A 20755-nucleotide genomic window follows, 5' to 3' on the forward strand; every position below is an offset into this window, starting at 1 on the left:
ATGAATCCGTATTTATAAGGCTCAGAAGCACGTGACACACCAAAAAAGCCAGAATATATTCTGGCTCTCTCTTTGTTCTTAACTTTATATGATTTTGCGGAATAACTCCATCACTTCATCCCTGGAAGGTTGATACGGATTGCCCGGTGCACAGGCATCTTTCATGGCATTATCCGCCAGCAATTCAACATCAGGGTCTTTCACACCCAATTCAGACAGTTTCTCAGGAATGCCAACCTCCTTGGAAAGCTGACGAATGGCTTCGATCACATACTCCGAGCACTCCTCATCTCGTTTGCCTTTTACATCCATACCGATTGCTTTGGCAATATGACGGAATTTACTTGGCACATGCTTTGCATTCAATTCCTCTACATAGGGGAGCAACATGGCGTTACATACCCCATGTGGCAGATCATAGACTCCACCAAGTTGATGGGCCATCGCATGAACATAACCCAAGCCTGCATTGTTAAAAGCAATCCCGCCAAGAAAACACGCATACGTCATATGCTCTCTTGCTTCCAGATCACTGCCGTCCCTGACGGCTCTTGGTAAATATTCAAAGATCAGCTCAACGGCCGCCGCCGCTGTAGCACTCGTCACGGTGAACCCTCCAGGCGTTACCATGGCTTCCACCGCATGGGTCAATGCATCCATGCCCGTGGCCGCAGTAAGACTGGCTGGCTTGCTCAGCATCAGTTCCGGGTCATTCACCGACAGGTCGACGAGACTGTTTCGATCCACCATCACCATTTTCACCTTGCGTTCCTCATCTGTAATCACGTAGTTCATGGTCACCTCACTGGACGTGCCAGCTGTTGTGTTAATTGCAACAAGCGGCACGGACTTATGTTTCGATTGATGCAAACCTTCATAATCACGGATATGCCCACCGTTGGTTGCGACAATGCCGATCGCTTTGGCAGCATCCTGAGGTGAACCTCCGCCTATCGATATAATGGCGTCACAGCCATGATCCTGAAATACGTGAAGTCCGTCATGTACATTCTGACAGGTTGGATTGGGCTGAACCTCATCATATACCACATAGTCTAACCCTGATTTTCTTAGTATAGACAGCACTTGTTCAGCAACGCCGGAAGAGATCAATCGATGATCACTTACGACAAGCGCTTTGCGAATACCCATTTTCTCAATCATTTTTCCTGCTTCGTGTAAACATCCTCTACCCATCAAGTTCACGGGCGGAACATAATAAGCGTGTGTTGCCATCTGAACCAGCCTCCTGTTACCCCTGATTTACTGTCTTTATTGTAACTGAATCCGTTTTCAGATATAGTGAAATAAATCACAACCAAGTTGATAAATGTTTCATTTGCACGGAATTATCCAAGAATTATTCATTGATTATGACTGTTCTTCATTAACTGGCTTATCTGTGCGTGTATTAAAAAGGGCTTGTTGATCTTGGATTCACAGGTTTCGCCTCTCGAATCAAAAAACAGGGGCCGCCCCTGGTCATTTTCATGACTTTAGGACAGCCCCTGCAGATGATGTTCAGCAATCCAGAAGTTCCTGAATCGGCATGTAATAGACGGGATAGGCTCTGCCTTGTTCAAAACCAAGCTTACTCGCAATCGTAATGGAATCATGACGGAAATCCTCTGTCGTCCAGTGTGGAACGCACTTCCGTTCCAGAACGGATTGCACATAAGCGCTTGCCATGGCCGTAGCCAGACCTTTGCCACGGTGTATCGGATCGTAGGTGTTGATGCCTGTTTCATGGTGAATGCCACGGACAAACACTGATATACATGTACCTACAACCTTCCCTTGATGCACCGTGCATGTTCCAACTCCGTATTGAAAAAAGTCCTCCACCGAATGCCAGAATTTCAAAATTTCCTGCTCAATGATACAGCTTTTGTCTTCCAGCATTGCAGCTCGATCGATAACTTGAAGCTCATATCCAGGAGGGACGAACAAGGAGCTGGAACTGCGTTCCAGCCACTGTCCATACTTCGCAAGATTGAATTGAAAAGGAACTCGCAATCCTTCTCGCAAACGTCCATTGAACATGTGATTCAGGACTGGTGACCAATCCGAGCCGGGCTCGGGGTAAACTTCAAGATTCAGCATGTCTTCGCCAGTACCTAATGCTTCAGGTAATAGCTCCTTAACAAGCACTTCACTGACGAGCCTGTTGAACTGTTCATTATCCGATCTTCCGATCAGGTAAAACATTTCGTTTTTGGCCCAAATCAGTGCGCTGTTCGGAGCATGAAGCTGGTCTGCATAGACACACCCGCGTTGAAGTCCTGCAAGTACTCCACCCATAACCACATGCCCGTTCGTTCCCGAGATGAATGGCGCCAATTGCTTCCTTTGGGACGGTTGATCCAGTAAAACCAACATGGTATAACCTCGCATTCTTTGTAAAGGGTAGGGAAATGAATACATTCAAATCCGCCCTGCCTCAGAATGCTGTAACGTCAGGTGTATTCCTCGTTCCCTTTCACCTCTTCGACCTTTATTTTTATTGACCTAGAGAATATTTACCCTTGCCACTCCGATGACAGAACAACCTTCCGATCGCTGTTATCCCCAGATTTTTTTGATTCCCTCTTTTAAGGGAAAATCCAGGGATAAAGGCGATGCGTGTGCTTTCGATGCAGCTTCTTTCAGAAAGCTTTTAGCTCCGCTTCTTCAGGTTATTTCTGTCCTCTGCGTTATCGTGTAAATGTTTGGTTCAATACATATATAGCTTATAGTGCTTTATCGTCTACTGCATCCAACCATGCTTCGATATCGCCGATAACGGAGGATACGCAGCCGTCTTCAAACGGAGAATTCAAACCTGCCAGTTCTACCAATCCTGTGAAGGACAGGCTTCCTCCGGCTTTACACAATGTCAGATAGTCAGCCCATGCGGACTTCATATCCTGGTTACTGCGTTTCCAGAACTGGAATGCACAGATTTGTGCCAGGGTGTAGTCGATGTAATAGAACGGCGACGAGAAGATATGACCCTGCTTGTGCCAGAATCCGCCTTGTTCCAAATATGCGTTATCCTTGTAATTGATGTGCGGCAGATAAGTTTTCTCAATATTACGCCATGCCTGTTTGCGCTCCGCTGGTGTTGCATCTGGGTTTGCATAAACAAAATGCTGGAATTCATCGACTGCTACGCCGTAAGGAATGAAGAGCAGTCCGGAAGACAGGTGATCAAATTTGTATTTGTCCGTATCTTCCTTGAAGAACAATTCCATCCACGGCCATGTGAAGAATTCCATGCTCATGGAATGGATCTCTGCGGATTCATATGTCGGCCAGTTGTACTCAGGTACTTCGAAGTGACGGCTCTCATAGACCTGGAACGCGTGACCCGCTTCGTGTGTCAATACGTCGATATCGCCCGATGTACCGTTAAAGTTGGAGAAAATAAACGGCACTTTGTAATCATTCAGGAAGGTACAATAGCCCCCACCCTGCTTGCCTTTTTTGCTCACCAGATCCATCAGTTCATTGTCGGTCATCATCTGGAAAAACGTATCCGTTTCCGGTGACAATTCAGCGTACATTTTCTTACCATTGTCAATGATCCAGTCCGCATCCCCTTTAGGTGTCGGGTTCCCCGTCTTAAAGCTGAAGCCCTGATCGTAAAAATAGAGGGTATCCACATCAATCCGGCTGCGCTGACGCTCTCTGAGCTTTGTCGCTACAGGCACGATATGATCACGGACTTGTGCTCTGAAATTGGACACCATCTCCGCGTTGTAATCCGTACGGTTCATACGGTCATAGCCGAGTTCCACATACGATGGGTATCCGAGCTTCTTCGCGATCTGTGTACGTACTTTCACCAATTCGTCGTAAATGCGATCGAATTCAGCCTCATGTTCAGCCATGAACGTATATCTTGCTTCCGATGCGCGTTCCCGCATGGAGCGATCCGTGGACAACTCAAAAGGATGCAGCTGCGGCAATGTGCGTTCTTCACCTTCAAACGGAATTTTGGCTGAAGCAATCAGCTGGTTGTATTCCGTAGAAAGTTTGTTCTCTTTCTGAAGGTCCTCGATAATTTCCGGGCTGAATGTTTTCAGAGACTGATCCGCCAGCTGGAACAGCTGTGAGCCCCATTTTTGTTCCAGTTCAGCACGGAATTTGGAATTTACCAATGCCCGATAATAATCGGTGATGTATTCTTGAATAATCGGAGAGCTTTCATCCAGAAATTCATTTTCTTCTTTGTAAAATGTATCATTGGTATCAATCGAATGACGGATGTAGACCAATTGTGCCTGAGTCTCAAAGTCACTGCGCAAAGCGTTAATCTTGTCCATATATCCACTCTGCTCTTCAACCGTAGTTGCGGCTTCAAAACCACTCAGAAGCTCACGGAATGACGTTTTGATTTGTTCCAGATCGGGACGTGTATACGTATACTCACTAAATTTCATTTATGTACACCCTTTCCTGTTAGGCATATTTCGGGATTCCCCGAGTTGAACTAAACCCTATTATACAAAAGAGCAGCCTAAAAATCCCAACTTTACGAAAAATATTTGTCCATCGGTCAAATGGAGCTACATCACTCGTTACATATGTTACGGATGAATGTTAGGTACAATACACAAGTAAAAGATGCTGCATCAGCAGGAAATGGGTTTTCCTCCGAGCAGCATCTCATTAAATCAGGAAAAGGCATGGTAAGTAGAGCCGTTACTGAACGTTTACATACCAGTTAGAGTAATTGATCTGGCCGCTGCCTTTCGTTATTTCGGTTCCATATTCAACACTGCTGACATATTTGCTGTTGGTAAAGTAACTTTTGGAGATGAGGTAATCGGTGAAGTTTTTGACGTTGATGCTATAGTTGTTAGGGGATTTTGACTTTTTCAGGAACGAGTATACCCACCATTGATGCACTCCGTTGTCGGTAATCTCACCGCGATACAGATCATAGATTTGTCCACCAATGGACACATCCGAGAACACTTTGGAACCAATAGGTCCTACACCGGAAGTCCAATCGTTCCAGATCATAATCTCCTCGGTGGGTGTGCTTGACCAGGTCGCATTGCCGATGTCGTGCAGCCAGATATCATACGCATTATTATACTCCCCAGTGGTGTTGGACGCCTTAGAATAGCTTACTCCGGTATTGATGCTGCGCTGGCTGTAATTGGAACGGCCGCAATCAGTAATGACATAACCAGCAGCATCCATGCTTTCTTGCCTGATCTTTTCTTCATCTTCAAACCCATAATGTTAGCCTCCCATACATTTTAATGTAAACGCTTACAGATTTTAAGTGTAAAACATTTCCATATACAAGCATACCACTTAAATCCGTCATTATTTCATGCTATATTTAGACTTTTTGGCATTATATACAAATAAGCCCGCCTCGCATCATTGCGAAGCCAGCTTATAGGCTTGTCTTTTCACATTTCTTTTCAATACACCCTAGTGTTGATCGTTGTCCATAATCTTGTAGAACCAGCCCATTCCGACCATTCCCACAACCATAATGATAGCCATAATAATGATATATGTCATGAATGTAACCCCCCTGCTCCGTATTTCTTCACACTACTACCAGTTTACACGGTGAAACCCATTTTGAATTGACTGAACATTGACAAAAATACGAAATCTTCATTTTCACTCAACATATTGTGTCCTTTTTCATTGTAATTCCAACCGTCATCTTACTAATTCGATTATTCCACATCCACCGTATCTGTATCCAAATATTCAAAACACAGATTCACAGTTCGCACGTTCGCACGCGTTCAATGAATGACCCCAGAGGGAATCGTAAGCCTACTTTCTCCACTCTAATCTTATAAATATCATATCATAGCTTACGATTTACCTTGCTCTTGTAATGAACAAAGTTTCATCCGCCATACATACGGTGTATACTATAAATCTATGAATTGGAATTGGATTATACGCAGAAAGGTTTGAACTGAATGTCGACTCGCACACCCTATTTTCGTCAGCTATTATTCGCTTTTTTACTAACTCTTATGCTGTTTATACTATCCGCCTGTGCTGATGGTGAAGCTCATGTCACGGTTAATATGGACGGTTCATCCGATTTGGATCTGAATCTCAGCGTAACCGACTCAGCCTTGGGAATGATGGGACAAGAGAATCTCATGACAATGCTCGCAAATACGTTGAAGCAGAATAATTTCCAGGCCGAAGTTTCGGATCAGGGAGATCGGACACAACTCAAAGCGACGACCCATTATGAGAAAAGTAATACCGTCTCTACCTTCAGCATGTCGGATCTTCCTGATGGAATCAAGGTGGAGCAATCCACTACACCCGGCTTTTTCACTTCCAAATTGCATATTGCTGCTGAAGCAGACCTGTTGCAGACTATACCTGATGGAGAAGTCAAAGACCAAATCAGCAAGGTTCCCGGATTTCTCAAAAACTTGCTGTTGAAAGATGTCAATTTTGATTTCAAGCTGACACTGCCAATCAAGGCCCAGGATTCCAATGCAGATCTGGTCGAAGATCATGGAAAAACCCTAATTTGGCACGTCTCCCCACTGAATACGAATAAGCTGGATTTGACCGTAAAGGTCCCGAATATTCGGAACATTATTATTACGGGAGGCATTGTCTTGGTGCTGATCATTGCATTACTTATCTGGTTTATGGTCCGTCGTAGACGAACCAGACAGGCTCGAAAAGTATAACTAACCACAGCTCAGGAAGCTTGGATGAGATTACCACTAATTCATTTCCGACTTGCCAAACGGTGTTATGGATAGTAGAATACATCCGTACTGTGTGAACGTTTAACTTAACTATGGAAAAGCTAAAGAGGTGACAGGTTTCATGAATATCCGAGAATGCCCTTTGCCTGGTATCGGAGTGAAGTACCAGTTTGATACAAAAAGCGGTAATAAGTTGGTCATAATTGTCCACGAAGATGGACGCCGTGAATTATTCTCGGTGGACCCCAATGACAACGAAGAACTTACCCTAATTGCAGAACTGGAAGATGACGAGTGTGTAACCCTTTCGGGGTTAATTGGAGGATGGTCCTGATATCTGTCAGGGCAGTACCGACGATATGCAAAATAACCTGCTCCCTCAATTAGGGGCAGGTTATTTTCTTATCTCTATATTCTTAGGGCAAAAGACCATCAGCGCTCTTGCCGGGACCGAATATACGGAACCCATGTGTTTAGTACACGACTTATTTCCGTAGAGCTGAACGGTTTGCTGATAAAGTCCTGCATGCCGCATTTTAGGCAGGCTTCCCGGTCGTTCGCTCCTGCAAATGCCGTGATGGCTGCAATGACGGGAGTTTCAGGATGGCTTTGCCTAATTCGGCAGGTCGCTTCAATCCCATCCATCACAGGCATTTGGATGTCCATAAAGATTAGGTCATACGTTTCCCTTTCCAATGCTTTCACCGCTTCTGCACCATTCTCCACGATATCACATACACCGCCGAGCTTACGAAGCATCTCCTCCAGCAAATGGCTGTTCAATGACTGATCCTCAGCGACAAGAATTTTGATTCCCGCTGCCAGACTTGTTCGATCCAGCTTCAGGTCGCTATCAGCCACTTCTTCAATTCGATCCGTAGACTCATCTTTCCATCGTTCAAGTAACAAGGTAAAGTGGAAATCCGCTCCCTCACCTGTCTCACTCTGTACACCAATGGCACCGCCCATCAGCTCCACCAGCTTCTTGCTGATAGCCAGCCCCAGACCTGTACCTCCATATTTGCGATTAATAGCCGGATCCAGCTGTGAGAAGGACTGGAACAGTTGATGCTGCTTGTTGAACGGAATGCCAATGCCCGTATCTTTGACCGAGACTAACAAGATAAGGTGATTCTCGTCGTCAAATTCTGATGGCTTAACGTTCACGTGAACCTGAATGCTTCCCTTCTCCGTGAACTTAACGGCATTGCCTACCAGATTAATTAGAATCTGACGAATCCGTGTTTCATCGCCTCTTACGCGTTCGGGAATCTGATCTGACATTTCACAGTATAGTTCAATATTCTTTTCGGAAGCTCTAAGCGCAAATAGTTCCATAACCCCGCCAAGAACAGCCTTGAGATCCACTGGCTGTCGTTCGAGATCCATTTTGCCTGCTTCAATCTTGCTGAAATCCAAGATTTCATTCAAAATATGCAGCAGTGATTCACCACTGTCGATGATGATATCAGCGAAGCCGTTCTGCTCCTCATCCAGCTCTGTTTCTTTTAAAAGGTGAGCCATGCCCATGATTCCATTCAGAGGTGTACGAAGCTCATGACTCATAATCGCCAGGAACTCGGACTTGGCCCGGTCCGCATGTTCTGCAACTTCCTTGGCACGAATGATGTCCTTCACCGATGTCATATCGCGGAAAACTAGAACTGCCCCACGATTGTCCCCCTGCTCCAAAATCGGTTTCAGTTGGAATTCCGCCAAAAAGCTGGAGCCATCCTGCTTCCAAAATACAGACTCAGAACGCTGCAGGCTTCTCCCTTCACGTACAGCTTGAAGAATCGGAGTGCCGTTGGACGGATAAGGGATACCCTCGCTTTGCATTTGTAACATAATCTCTTCAAGTGGCTTGCCATTCATCTCAGACGGACAGAAATCCATCATCTCTGTTGCAATCGGGTTGGCAAATATCAGATTTCCATTCTGATCCAGCCCAATGACTCCCTCAGACATGGCATTGAGAATCAACGCCCTTTCATAACTGAGATTTTCAATTTCCTCTACATACCTTTTGGACTCTGTAATATCGCTGGTTATTCCATAGACGCCTACGACCCGATCCTCGAGCAAAATCGGAACATTAATCACACTCGTTTCAATACGCTGTCCGTCTTTGTGAATCAGCCCTACTTCATAGCTCTGTGCGGTTCCTTTTACAGTCTCTTCAAAATGATACCTTGTTTTATCCAGATCAACTGGGTCAATCAGATGATCAAAAGATGAACTAAGAAGTTCCTCCTTGGTATGGCCTGTCAACTGCTCCTGACCTGCATTGGCCTTCAACAGGTTTCCTTCCAGATCCAATGAAGCAACTCCAAGTGGATTACTGTCGAACAATGATTGGTATTCTTGAAGACTTAACTGCTGCTGCTTGCTTGCTGTAATATCACGGGTCACCGCGATCATTTCCTGCAGATTCCCCTGTTTGTCATATAGATAATGAGTGATGGTATCTGCCCATACAACAGAACCATCTTTATGCAAAAGCCGATAGCTCATTCGATCAGGAGCAAGACCCTGAATTTGACCCGCCACGTAAGCTTCGACAAGAGGTAAATCGCTGGGGTGGATGCAGAACAGGCCAGATTGACCAACCACTTCTTCTGGGTCATATCCCAACATGCTTTGGCTGGCTGGAGATACGTACTTGAACGTCCTTTCCGGATCGGCATGGTGAATGGCAATCAGGTCAAGCGAGGATTCAACCAGCAATCTTGAGATTCGACTACTCTCCTCCAACTGCTTGCGTTGTATAATGAGTCGACTCTCTGCGTCCTTCTGCTTCGAAATATCCGCTGCCTGCACAAGCAGATAAAGCGGCTCTCCACTCGTTTCATCCCTGACGATGCAGGCTCGTAATGTCGCCCACAGAAGAGAATCATCCTTACGCTTAAGCCGTAACTCGGTTTCATACATCAGGCTTAATCCATTAGTCATATCCCAGAACTTGGATCTAAACTCCTCCATTTCTAGGTCTTCCTCATAGATCATATGTACAATCGGAGAGTCAATCAATTCATCTTCACTGCACCCCAGCATTTCACAAAATGCCGGATTAAGCTGAAGCCAACGTCCGTTCACATGCGAAGCAACAGCAATGCCGATCGGTGCATGTGTGTATAACTGCTCGAACAGAGAGCGATTCTCTGCAATTGGATTCGACACCACATATCCTCCTTTATGGGGAATCTGAATATATTCCGTATGAACAGATCGACCTGAACATAACTTCATCTATAAGAGTAGTACCCCAAATGTCATGATTTATAAACGAGATCAACAAAAATTCAGGCAATTATCGACATTCTTATCGTGTGTTCATGCTGTCTGTACTTGGTAGACATAAAAAACCGTATAAGTGGCGTCATATACTACAGAATACGCGTGCATATCCGTTTGTACAAGGCTGAACATCCAAATGATACTGGAGGTTATGATTATGATCATTGTTGCGAATCAACCGATTGAGCTGGTGCGTTCGGATTGGTCTGCTTTTGCATGGCATTGGTTACAACAACTACAGAACAATCCAACAGTATACAAATATCAATCCATGGATCATCTTCACTTTGAATGGACGTTGCGCGAGTCTCTGGTGGATGCAGCGGAAGCACTCGATCGAAGTGGGGTCAGCTTTGCCTCGTTCGAGAAATCCAGATGTAATCCTGCCTATTGGAACCGAAATGCTGAAGGTGGCTTTGAGCTAAGGGCTGAGGTGACGCCTGCGGAGGGAATCCGGGACATTTGGAAGAATGGTCATTTGTATGCCTTTGAATGTGCAACAGCGACCGTGATTGTTCTATATGGCGGAGTATTGGGCAGTATTCGGGAAGATGATTTCAATTCACTGTTTCGCGACCTGTTACTCTACGATTGGCACTATGATAGCGATCTGCGATTAACAGAGAAGAACGGCAGCGACTCGGCGCTTCCTGGAGATGTATTGTACTTCAAAAATCCGGACGTTTCCCCTGAAACACCAGAGTGGCAGGGAGAGAATACCATTATGCTGCGTGAAGACTTATATTATGGTCATGGAATCGGGATTGCAAGCGGGGAAGAAGTCATTCGTTCACTGAATCAAAATCGCATTCCTGGAAGCACAGTGTCAGCCTATTTAATGGATACGGTTATTTATCCTGACTTTCTATATCTATCCCGCTACGCCAAAAACACTAACGCGAATTCACAGGCAGCCTCATCTACCCCGGTCTTGCCAGGACAGTTGTACGTACGCATTGGCGGCAGTCGTTATTTGCGAACCTAAACCGGCTTGAAGCGTAATTCATTAGGTGTTAAAGTACTGTAACAATATTTCATGCTGAAAACCCCGTGAACAACAGCACAACTGTTGCTTCACGGGGTTTTTTGGAACACTTGGGACAGCCAATCCATTAACGATAACGATCGGATACCATAGTTCAATGTTATTCAGCTGATTACGATCATCGTTATTATCCGATGGGGTCTAACTGTACAACGACCTGCTTGCCACTTACCTGAATACCCGTCGTTTTACTGCCATACTCAGCCAGAGATTTGCACAGCTGTTCTGCCCATTCTTTGCCTGCTGTTCCTTCCTTGGCTCCATGTACCTGAATGACGAGCCTCACCGAGTCCCCTTTCGTCAAGATACGCTCTGCTTGAGATTGCTTGGTCTCCCGGTCGTGGTCTTCCATCTGCAGATTCAGTCGGATCTCCTTCACTTTACGTTTATCCGGTGTTTTCGCAGCTTTCTTCTTCTCTTGCTGCTTTTCTTGTCTCGCTGCTCCAGCGCCAATCAGTTTGCAAGGCGGCGGGCTGGTCATTAGAGACATACAGATCAGATCCACCTTATGCTGCTTCGCAAGTGCAAGTGCGTCACGCGTAGACATGATGCCGAGATCTTCACCGTTCAGGCCGGTCAGCTGGACTTCAGTCGCTTTAATCTTTTCATTTTTGATCATGGTACATCCTCCTCTACAACAAAAGCCTGTCCTGACCTATGACAGATCAAGAGCAGGCTTGGATGTTGTAACTGAATATTCATCGTATATCTGGACGTAATGGTTATACGTCGGTTTTGTGCATCTTACAACGAGTTGAACGCTTCGGTCAGAACTGGAACAATTTGCGATTTGCGGGATACTACGCCTTTGAGCACCGCTCTGCTATCCGACAATGTCACATTGTACGCTTTTTCAACAGCTTTGGTGGAAGCACCATAAGCCAATGCAACGGAATCGTTGTTCAGGATGTCGGTTACGACAAATACGAACAGGTCAAGACCTTTGCTCGAAATAATGGCTTCAATCGCTGCTTCAAGCTCAGGTTGCTTCACAAGCACATCATTCACGTCAACTGCATTCACTTGTGCAATTTCCACTTTTGCTTGGCCCATAGCGAATTCTTTTGCATCCAGGGAGATCAGTTCAGCAATCGTTTTCTGGCTCAGGTCTGCGCCCGCTTTCAACATATCCAGACCATAGCTGTCTGCATCTACACCAGCAATGGCAGCCAGTTCACGTGCTGCTGCTACATCCTGCTCTGTGCATGTTGGAGATTTGAACAACAGGGAGTCGGAAATAATCGCGGACAGCATCAGACCAGCAATCGGTGCGCTGATTTCCACGCCGTTTTCTTTGTACAATTTATTCAAAATGGTTGCTGTACAACCTACAGGTTCTGCACGGAAATACAAAGGCTGGCTTGTCTCAAAGTTTGCGATCCGGTGATGGTCGATAACTTCAACCACCGTCACGTCCTCAATATCGCTGACACTTTGCTGACGCTCGTTGTGGTCAACCAGGATGACCTTGTTCACTTCGTTAGCTGCTGTTTTGATCAGACGTGGCGCTGCCACTTTGAATTGGTCAAGTGCAAATTGAGTTTCGCCATTTACTTCGCCGAGTCGAACAGCTTCAACGTCCTGACCCAATTTTGTTTTCAAGTCTGCATAGGCAATGGCCGAGCAGATCGTATCCGTATCGGGATTTTTGTGACCGAAGATTAATGCTTTTTCCATATTAATAGCCCTCCGTCAATTCTGATTTAGATGAATAAAATGTAATATTTCAATCATACCCTTACTGATTATAGCGTTAATAAGGCTTAATTCCAATCCCTTTACAGCGAATTAATTACAAAATCATGTCAGGGTCTTGTCTTTATACTCCGTAAACGAATGCACAACTCTGCCGTTCCACCAGCTTGGATCCATTGTCGGTATGTATACCAATCCACATTCTCAAGAAAGTAACAGGTTAGAGCTTCAACGGGATTTAATTTATACTCTTGATTAAGGGATTTATTTGAAATTCGCCGTGTGGATTAAACTTCGGGACCCTGACGGGTCTCTCCTCTTTTCACAAAAAGAGTCTGCACACTTCCGTCTTCGCTGATCTCCAGCAAGTTCAATCGAGCACCATAAGCACATCCACCATCAATGCCAATCTTGTCTCCACTGGGGTCAAACCAGACACCTGGCTCGTTATGCAAATTTTTGACTGGAGTATGACCGAATACCACCGTCTCCTTGAGCGAGGTTGGTCTGGAATAGAACGGCTCCCGAATCCAAATGAAGTCACGCTCTGACTGGGCCCGCCAATCCTCCACATCCGGATTAATCCCGGCATGTACAAAGATATAACCAGGAATTTCGTATACAAGGGGACGCTGTTCCAAAAAACGAAGATGATGCTCGTAGTGTGTACGGAGCCACTGTTTGGCTTCAGTATAAACATCCCAGTCCAACTGCTCATCATCCAAAGAAACCTCGGCATAGCTGGCCAGTGTCTGTAAACCTCCATTACGAATCCAATGTTTGTCATACTCCTCGACATCATGACTCAGCGCCTTGACCATCATCGCATCATGATTCCCTTTGATCGCAATAATGTTGTACTGCTCGTGCATCTGCATAATCTGTTCCACAACCTCTTTGCTCTTCGGTCCGCGGTCGACATAATCACCTAACAAAATCAGCTCGTCCTGCTTCGGATCGTATGCTGCCTGCTCAAGCAGAGCATTGAATTCGTCGTAACAGCCATGAATATCACTAATGACACATCTGCGAATGTGAATCTCTCCTCTCCCTGATCACGCAAGAGTTAACCGGAACCTTGCTAAACAAGGTTCCAGCCATTTCAGAATATAATTCCCGTTCAGTACCAATTAATCCTGCTTTAAATTGAAGGCTTCCGCTATCAAGCTGAATGAACGCAAACGATCCTCGAATGAGTGAACCGCTGATGCAATAATGACTTCATCCGCTTCATAGCGTTCAGCCATTGCCGTAATTTTGTCTTTTACCTGATCCGGTGTACCCACAATGGAAAAAGAACGACGTTGACGAATCTGTTCCATCTCCATGGCCGTAAATGGATAGTTATTCACCGTTTCCAGGGATGGGAATGAGTTCTGCTCCAGACCCCGGCCAAGCCGCAGGAAAAATAACTCATTGCTGCGAGCAAGATCAGCGGCCGCTTCTTCGGTCTCTGCACAGAATGCCGACACCGCAATCATGGAATGTGGTTTGTCATTGAGGATGGAAGGTTTGAAATGTCTGCGGTAATGCTTCATCGCTTCCTCCCCACCCGGCGTTCCGAAAAATTGGGCAAATGCATAAGCGGTACCTTGTGCCGCAGCAATTCGCGCACCTTCGGAACTGGAGCCGAGCAACCATACTTCGGGAACAGTTGGTACGGATGGTCCAGCTACTAAGGATGCAAAACGATGATCCTCCGGCAGCTCCTCATGAAAGTATCCACCCAGATCGGCAATCTGCTGCGGGAAGAATTGCACATTCGATGACTTTCCTTCATTCAGAGCTCTGCTGGCAATCGGCATGCCTCCCGGTGCTCTGCCAATGCCAAGATCGATTCGGCCAGGGTGCAGCGCTTCCAGCAAACGGAAGTTCTCGGCAACTTTATATGCACTGTAATGGGGCAGCATTACGCCGCCTGAACCTACGCGAATTCGATCTGTATGTGCTGCAACGTGTGCAATCATAACTTCCGGACTGGAAAATGACAGTGCCCCGCTGCCGTGATGTTCCGACATCCAGAAGCGGGAGAAGCCCAGTTCATCTGCATGTTTGGCAAGAGTTACAGTTTCCTGAAGGGTATCCTGTACCGTCCGTCCTTCATTAATATGTCCATGTTCAAGTACACTAAGTTTCATCTATATTCATTCCTTTCATCATCCTGCGTTAGTGGCTGCATCTTCCATTGTAACATTATTGATTACAGTTTCAAAGGATATCTGCTTCTCAGTTACATGTTCATTACACGTTTCGATTTACGATGAATAAACAAATAACGCCACCAGCTCGTGAGCCAGTGACGTTATAGTATTTCATACATATAAGAATTCAATTACGGTGCACGTTTGGGTAACAGCTTCACATACTCGTCAGACAGCTTCATCAAACTGAGCACGTGCTCATAATCGGAACGGTACGGCTCCAAATCCGTGACGGGTTCATACGTTTTTAACGAGTAGGCAGTCCCATCATCAAAGCCCGCACCCGGAATAAACATAATGTCATTATTCACAAATGAACCTGTCGGCAAGTAATACCGGATACCGAACGCATTGTGGTCCATGTTAAGCAGATCGTGTCCAAAGGCTGTAAATTTCTCTTCCTTCAAAGAGACACCCATCAGGTTCATCACCGTTGGTAAAATATCCAACTGACCGCCAGGCTGTTCTATAACTTGACCTTTCGCCTGTTTCGGCGTGTGGATCAAGAGCGGGATGTTGAAGCGGCTAACTTTACCGTCATAGGGCACGCCCAGATTGGTCTGGATCTGCTGAGTAATCTCATCGTTTGCCGGCAGTCCGAAATGGTCGCCATATATAACGAGTGTTGTGTTATCCCATAACCCGTTTGCCTTGAGCTCATTGATCAGCTGACCTACCGCATAATCCGTATAATTGATTGCTTGCAGGTAATCATGCAGTAACGTATTGGTGATTGTGGCCGGGATGGTAATTCTCGCCCGGTCCGCAGGAACCGTAAACGGTGAGTGGCTGGATGCTGTAATGAACTGAGCATAGAACGGCTGATTAGCAGCCTGATGCGCAGCCATTTTTTCCACACCTACACGATATAATTCCTCATCCGATGGTCCAAAATCATTAAACTTATCATTCTTGAAGCTAGGCTTGTCGAAGTATCGATTGAATCCAAGCGCCGGATACATTTTGTTCCGGTTCCAGAAGGTGACGTCATTGACGTGGAACGTTTCTGACTCATACCCTTCTTTACCAAGCAGTTTTGGAAGACTTGGCAGATCACGGTCACTATACCCTGCTGACATGGGTACAACTCCGGTTGGATAAATGGATGTGTTCGACATGAACTCAGCATCCGATGTATTTCCCTGTCCGATCTGTTGAAAAAAATGAGAGAAATAATAGCTTTCTTTTGCCAGATCATTCAGAACCGGGGTTAATACTTGGCCGTCGAGAGAAGCATTAATAGGGAAGTTTTGAAATGACTCCAGTTGGAGAACAATCAGGTTGCTTCCTTTGGCCTGACCAAAATATTTGGTTTTGATAGCTGTGCCTTGATTCGGCTTATCCTGATACGGATACTTGCTAACCAGTTGATTAATCTTGTCGATGGTTTCGTTAATGTTGCCATTCGCAATGGCTTCATTCTCTTTGCTCGTCAGAATCGCAGATGACACCTGATAATTCAGGAAACCGAGATTTTCGGCACGAACTAGTTCATTATCAATCGTTTCCCCTTTGACAATGAAGCTGCCTGACAGCACGATACAAAATGCAGCCGTAAGGGCTACGCCCAACTTGCCCCAATACCGTCTCCGGCTTCTTCCGAAATGGAGTCCACTGTCGCGATAGCTGATGTTACGAGATGAGGCGCGACGACTGCGCAAGATAAACCATACGGGCAGAGCCAGTACGATATCTACAAAAAACAGGAAGTGCTCAGGTCTTACCAAAGGTCCGATACTGCCTCTGACTTGGGCGACTTGGCCCAGTTCGCTGAGTGCCGTATATGTGGGAACCGAACTGAAATGTACGTTATAGAGTGTCGCCGCGAACAATACAAGCGAGAACAACACATTAAAACCCGCGTACACTGAACGCTTCCAGGCTTTTGGCACGATCAGATCGAGGATGCATACCACTGTCAGGGCCCCCAAAGCGTCAGTAACGAAACCGATGCCGGACAGACCCTGGAAAAAGAAATACCGCAAAAGCGACAGCTTCAGCAGCATCAGAATAAATAACACGGCAAATAAGGTCCGTGATGAGGTCCGCTCATTTTTGGAATTAAACATGGTCGCTTTCAACCCTTATCTGAAATTTTTACGTTCCTTTTACAAAACGCATATTTCAGTATAACAGTTTTGGGGTTGGTATTCCATGAGGGGATGCAGCAGACAAAAAAAGTTTATGCAAACTCCTTTTTCTGAAAATCTCTCGTTTCTACAAAGTTAAGCTGCTCTTGTTAATGTCCTCATACAGCTTACCCATAATAATTTCATCCACATATGTACCATTTACCAATAAAGAATTAGGCTTGATTCCTTCCTGTTTAAATCCAACCTTATGATATAAAGCTATCGCATTAAAATTATGGCTCATGACAGTTAGCTCAAGGCGAGTAATGCCCGCAGTAGATCTCCATTCTTCCATTGCTGATATTAGATTTTTGCCAATGCCTTGGCCGGTATGAGCCTGTCTTATTCCAATAACGATACTCGCCCGATGTCGGATACGTTCTGCTGTGCCCCCAATGACCGTAAGATGGCCGATGATTTTGCCCTGATGCTCCGCGATCCAGATTGAACTATTCGAAGTAGCGTTCAACTGATCTATAAAACGAGCCTGCCCGCCCAACGTGGTCTTGCGCTCTCCCGGATTATAGAGCATATAAGTACTTTCACGATCCAGTGCCCGATGTAGTTCCAGCAGACGAGGCGCATCTTCGGCACAAGCATGGCGAATAATAACATCCTCGATTGGCTTCTCCCTCATTTGTAAAATCCACTGTACCGCAGCGTTAAAATCAGTAGCCAAAAAGTCTGCTTCCAGCGATTCCCATCGGGTGCGGTTCTCCTCAAGCGACTCTATGCCTGCTCCGGTCAACACCAATATGCATAAACAGCCAGCTGCACGCGCAGCAGTCATGTCAGACCACCGATCTCCAATAACAATGCATTGTTCAAGATTCAAATCATGTTCTAGTGCTGCCTGTTTGAGCATCGTTGGTTGTGGTTTACGGCACTCACATTGAGCCTTAGCAGGGTGAGGGCAGACATAAGTATGCTCAATGCCAAAAAGCCTCATCTCCTGCTGAAAAGCTTTGAGCGTTGACTTACCTTTTGTAATGCCCGGTTGATTCGTGAATCCAAACAATTGGATACCCTTTCCAGAAAGTTTCCGGATGGATTCTTCAACTCCATGATATAGCTCCAGTTCACCAGGATATCGTATTTCATCTGTACCTCCAATGGTGCCATCCCGGTCGATAAAGATAGCCTGGATAGAGGGATTATCATAAGTGGTCATATTGGATGTCTCTCCTTGTGCTCATTGTGGACGAAATGGATTCCGTTTTTTTATTTCAAATTAAAAAGAGGTAACGAATCCGCAAGGTGATCGTCATACGTTGACAGCAGACAAGTGAACACCATAAACAAGTTATGTTCACAAAAGCTTTTGCCTCTCTATCATTTCCGTATTATACCATCTGCCGATCCAATTACCTCATTAATCGCTTACCAGAAGCATTACGCAATCGTCGATATATCGCCGTCCTGCCTGTTCTCATTTGGGTCCTGCTTCTGAGCAAGGAGTGCCGCCTGGGCGGCAGCAATACGAGCAAGCGGTACCTGTTCTGGCAGACAGCTTACATAATCCAGACCAATACGGTGGCAAAAAGCAATGGAAGCCGGATCGGCTGCATTCTCGCCACAGATGCCTGCTTTTAGATGAGGTTTCCGAACTCGGCCCTGAACGAGAGCCATCTCCACCAACTGCCCCACTCCGTCGATATCCAGTACCTGAAATGGATTGCTGAGCAATGAGCGTTGTGGCTCAACAAAATGAAGGAATGACTTCTCCGTATTGTGACGACTGTAACCAAACGTCATCTGTGTCAGCTCATCGGTGCCAAACGAGAAGAAGTCCGCATGACGCGCGATAGGAGCTGCGGTCAGTGCCGCTCGAGGAACTTCAATCCGTGCTCCCACTCTGTAAAGACAATGACGCTTCTCCTCTCCAAGCACCTGGTCCGCTACATGATCCACCAGATCTCTCATGACCTGAAGTTCATTGGCATGACCCACCAAAGGAATCATGATCTCAGGCCGTACCCATAACCCTTTGCGGATGCCCTTCACCGCTGCACGAAAAATGGCTTCAAGCTGCATATCGTAAATTTCCGGGAACACGGTTCCCAGTCGACAGTCCTGCTGTCCTAGTAACGGATATTGTTCATGCAATTCCAGCACCCTGCGAATGACACGCTCAAGCTCCTGCACTTCGGTGTTGTTTTCCTCCAATGCCCTTAGAGCCAACTGTTCACGTTGTTCGTTTAACCTTTCAATATCAGGCAGTAGCTCATGCAGCGGCGGATCAAGCAATCGAATGGTTACCGGATAACCATCCATCGCTTCGAAGAGTTGTTCAAAATCAGCCTGCTGCATTGGCAGCAGACGTTCCAGTCCACGTTTGCGCTCAGCCTCGCTGTCTGCCAGGATCATTTTCTGTACAAAAGGAAATCTCGAAGCAGACAACAACAGTTGTTCTGTCCGACACAATCCAATGCCCTCAGCCCCTAACGCGCGAGCCTTCACGGCGTCCTTTGGATGATCCACATTCGAAAGTATTGTAAGCCCCTTCATTTCATCTGCCCATTCAAGCAGAAGTTGCAGCTCTGGTGATAAATTTGGAGATGCTTTCAGCAATTCCTTCACATGCCAAGGCTGGATACGCAATAGTGCATCCTCTTTGGTGATTACCCCTTCATCCACGAAATCTACAGTACTCCTCAGCGTCGCCTGTGAGGTTAACCTCGCTTCACTGATTTCCACAAGATACAAGGTCCCAGTATCCACAACAAATTGGACTTCCTGTACTTCTCTCGTGTGAGACTCCAGATAACCGCAAGCGTCCTGCAAAAGACCATACAGTTCCGACTCTTCACTCCGCAGTTGATCCAGTCCTTCATTTGCACGCCAGGAAGCATCAGATGAAACGTAATCACCTGTCATACCTCGTTCCCCTGTACCTGGATGACGAGAATATACCGTTCCGAACCCGCTGCGGTCACCACGCTCGCCATTGACCATCACCTGTATAAGAACAGCTGCTCCTTGAGTTTCATCGGAGAAAGGAGAAGGATTACGAAGAATCTCTTGTTGGGAGTTGGACCGTATAACACGTTGTGAATCAGAAACTGCACGCATCACTTCTTTTAACTGTAACTGCACATCCTGAGGGAAAGGATGACGTCCTTTCTCTTCTATTAAGCGTTTATATTCCGCGATGGCGAATTCTAGCTTCGCTTCATCGAGTATCGAGATGTCTCCCCATTTTTCTTCAAATAAGGTATACGGAATGTCGTGCACCAGTTGACCATAATCCTGCAATAAAATTCGATAACAATTAAGGGCATACTGACGATCATTCGTTTGCCTCGCGAAACCTTCCACCGTCACATCATTCAGTCCTACATAAAGCAAAGCCTGGGATGCTGTACCACGGGAACACGTTTCACTTGACCGGACGGCAAGCAGCAGCGGTGCTGAGGAATCGCCGAAGATTTTGCCGGAATGCTTCTCAAGATGCTGAATTGCGCTGCCAATCTCTTGGGCTCCTTCAGCTGAAAGATGTGCAAGACGGGTACAGAACGCGCGACAGCCTTCCTTTGTTACAATGAATCCGGCCGGAACGGGCCAACCTGCCTGGAGCAACGCCGCAAGTCCAGCCCCTTTACTACCCATCAGCCCTTTCATCTCTGCCGTACCTTCTTCCAATAGAACTACCCGTTTTGTCATTACAGCGCTCCCATC

At 46.1% G+C, this 20755-nt stretch carries 15 protein-coding genes; 3 read left to right on the top strand and 12 right to left on the bottom strand.

Annotation, left to right across the window (positions count from 1 at the left end):
- Positions 1 to 84: 84 nt before the first annotated feature.
- The 4 genes from G3352_RS01670 to G3352_RS01685 all read right to left on the bottom strand — a co-directional run bounded on the left by G3352_RS01670 (position 85) and on the right by G3352_RS01685 (position 5193).
- On the bottom strand, positions 85 to 1236 hold the full coding sequence (locus G3352_RS01670; protein ID WP_163753235.1) for an iron-containing alcohol dehydrogenase: 1152 nt from the start codon (positions 1234 to 1236) through the stop codon (positions 85 to 87).
- A 285-nt stretch (positions 1237 to 1521) separates the two neighbouring features.
- The gene (locus G3352_RS01675; protein WP_163753237.1) at positions 1522 to 2379 is read right to left on the bottom strand and encodes a GNAT family N-acetyltransferase; all 858 of its coding nucleotides are present in this window, start codon (positions 2377 to 2379) and stop codon (positions 1522 to 1524) included.
- 350 nt (positions 2380 to 2729) lie between these two features.
- Positions 2730 to 4424: a M3 family oligoendopeptidase gene (locus G3352_RS01680; protein WP_163753239.1), complete on the bottom strand. Its 1695-nt coding sequence runs from the start codon at positions 4422 to 4424 to the stop codon at positions 2730 to 2732.
- A gap of 262 nt (positions 4425 to 4686) precedes the next feature.
- Complete coding sequence (locus G3352_RS01685) at positions 4687 to 5193, bottom strand: GH12 family glycosyl hydrolase domain-containing protein (protein WP_163753241.1); 507 nt, start codon at positions 5191 to 5193, stop codon at positions 4687 to 4689.
- Between the two features lie 752 nt (positions 5194 to 5945).
- Between G3352_RS01685 and G3352_RS01690 the strand changes: the two genes are divergently transcribed.
- Together G3352_RS01690 and G3352_RS01695 are read left to right on the top strand one after the other, a co-directional pair.
- Positions 5946 to 6686 (top strand): hypothetical protein, encoded by a 741-nt coding sequence (locus G3352_RS01690; protein ID WP_163753242.1) that lies wholly within the window; start codon positions 5946 to 5948, stop codon positions 6684 to 6686.
- A 142-nt stretch (positions 6687 to 6828) separates the two neighbouring features.
- Positions 6829 to 7041: a cation:proton antiporter regulatory subunit gene (locus tag G3352_RS01695; protein ID WP_053779896.1), complete on the top strand. Its 213-nt coding sequence runs from the start codon at positions 6829 to 6831 to the stop codon at positions 7039 to 7041.
- Between the two features lie 98 nt (positions 7042 to 7139).
- Here G3352_RS01695 and G3352_RS01700 read toward each other — a convergent pair whose 3' ends face one another.
- Positions 7140 to 9887, bottom strand: a complete 2748-nt coding sequence (locus G3352_RS01700; RefSeq protein ID WP_163753244.1) for a PAS domain S-box protein — start codon at positions 9885 to 9887, stop codon at positions 7140 to 7142.
- 274 nt (positions 9888 to 10161) lie between these two features.
- Here G3352_RS01700 and G3352_RS01705 point away from each other — a divergent pair, with 274 nt between their 5' ends.
- Positions 10162 to 10989 carry a protein-glutamine gamma-glutamyltransferase gene (locus G3352_RS01705; protein WP_163753246.1) on the top strand — a complete coding sequence of 276 codons (828 nt, stop codon included), beginning with the start codon at positions 10162 to 10164 and terminating at the stop codon, positions 10987 to 10989.
- 187 nt (positions 10990 to 11176) lie between these two features.
- Here the strand turns inward: G3352_RS01705 and infC are convergent, their stop codons facing one another.
- From infC to G3352_RS01740, 7 genes are all read right to left on the bottom strand, one after another.
- Positions 11177 to 11668, bottom strand: a complete 492-nt coding sequence (gene infC, locus G3352_RS01710; RefSeq protein WP_163753248.1) for a translation initiation factor IF-3 — start codon at positions 11666 to 11668, stop codon at positions 11177 to 11179.
- A gap of 125 nt (positions 11669 to 11793) precedes the next feature.
- Positions 11794 to 12726: a manganese-dependent inorganic pyrophosphatase gene (locus G3352_RS01715; RefSeq protein ID WP_163753250.1), complete on the bottom strand. Its 933-nt coding sequence runs from the start codon at positions 12724 to 12726 to the stop codon at positions 11794 to 11796.
- 305 nt (positions 12727 to 13031) lie between these two features.
- Positions 13032 to 13784 carry a metallophosphoesterase family protein gene (locus G3352_RS01720; protein ID WP_345940707.1) on the bottom strand — a complete coding sequence of 251 codons (753 nt, stop codon included), beginning with the start codon at positions 13782 to 13784 and terminating at the stop codon, positions 13032 to 13034.
- Between the two features lie 90 nt (positions 13785 to 13874).
- Entirely contained in the window at positions 13875 to 14882 is a 1008-nt protein-coding gene (locus G3352_RS01725) for an LLM class flavin-dependent oxidoreductase (protein ID WP_163753252.1), read from the bottom strand.
- A 194-nt stretch (positions 14883 to 15076) separates the two neighbouring features.
- Positions 15077 to 17014, bottom strand: coding sequence for an LTA synthase family protein (locus G3352_RS01730; protein ID WP_163753254.1), 1938 nt, complete (start codon positions 17012 to 17014; stop codon positions 15077 to 15079).
- A gap of 148 nt (positions 17015 to 17162) precedes the next feature.
- Positions 17163 to 18248 carry an HAD-IIIA family hydrolase gene (locus G3352_RS31535; RefSeq protein ID WP_163753256.1) on the bottom strand — a complete coding sequence of 362 codons (1086 nt, stop codon included), beginning with the start codon at positions 18246 to 18248 and terminating at the stop codon, positions 17163 to 17165.
- A 221-nt stretch (positions 18249 to 18469) separates the two neighbouring features.
- The gene (locus G3352_RS01740; RefSeq protein ID WP_163753258.1) at positions 18470 to 20740 is read right to left on the bottom strand and encodes a putative PEP-binding protein; all 2271 of its coding nucleotides are present in this window, start codon (positions 20738 to 20740) and stop codon (positions 18470 to 18472) included.
- Positions 20741 to 20755: the final 15 nt, after the last annotated feature.

Source organism: Paenibacillus sp. ALJ109b (assembly GCF_010747435.1).
GTDB lineage: Bacteria > Bacillota > Bacilli > Paenibacillales > Paenibacillaceae > Paenibacillus > Paenibacillus taichungensis.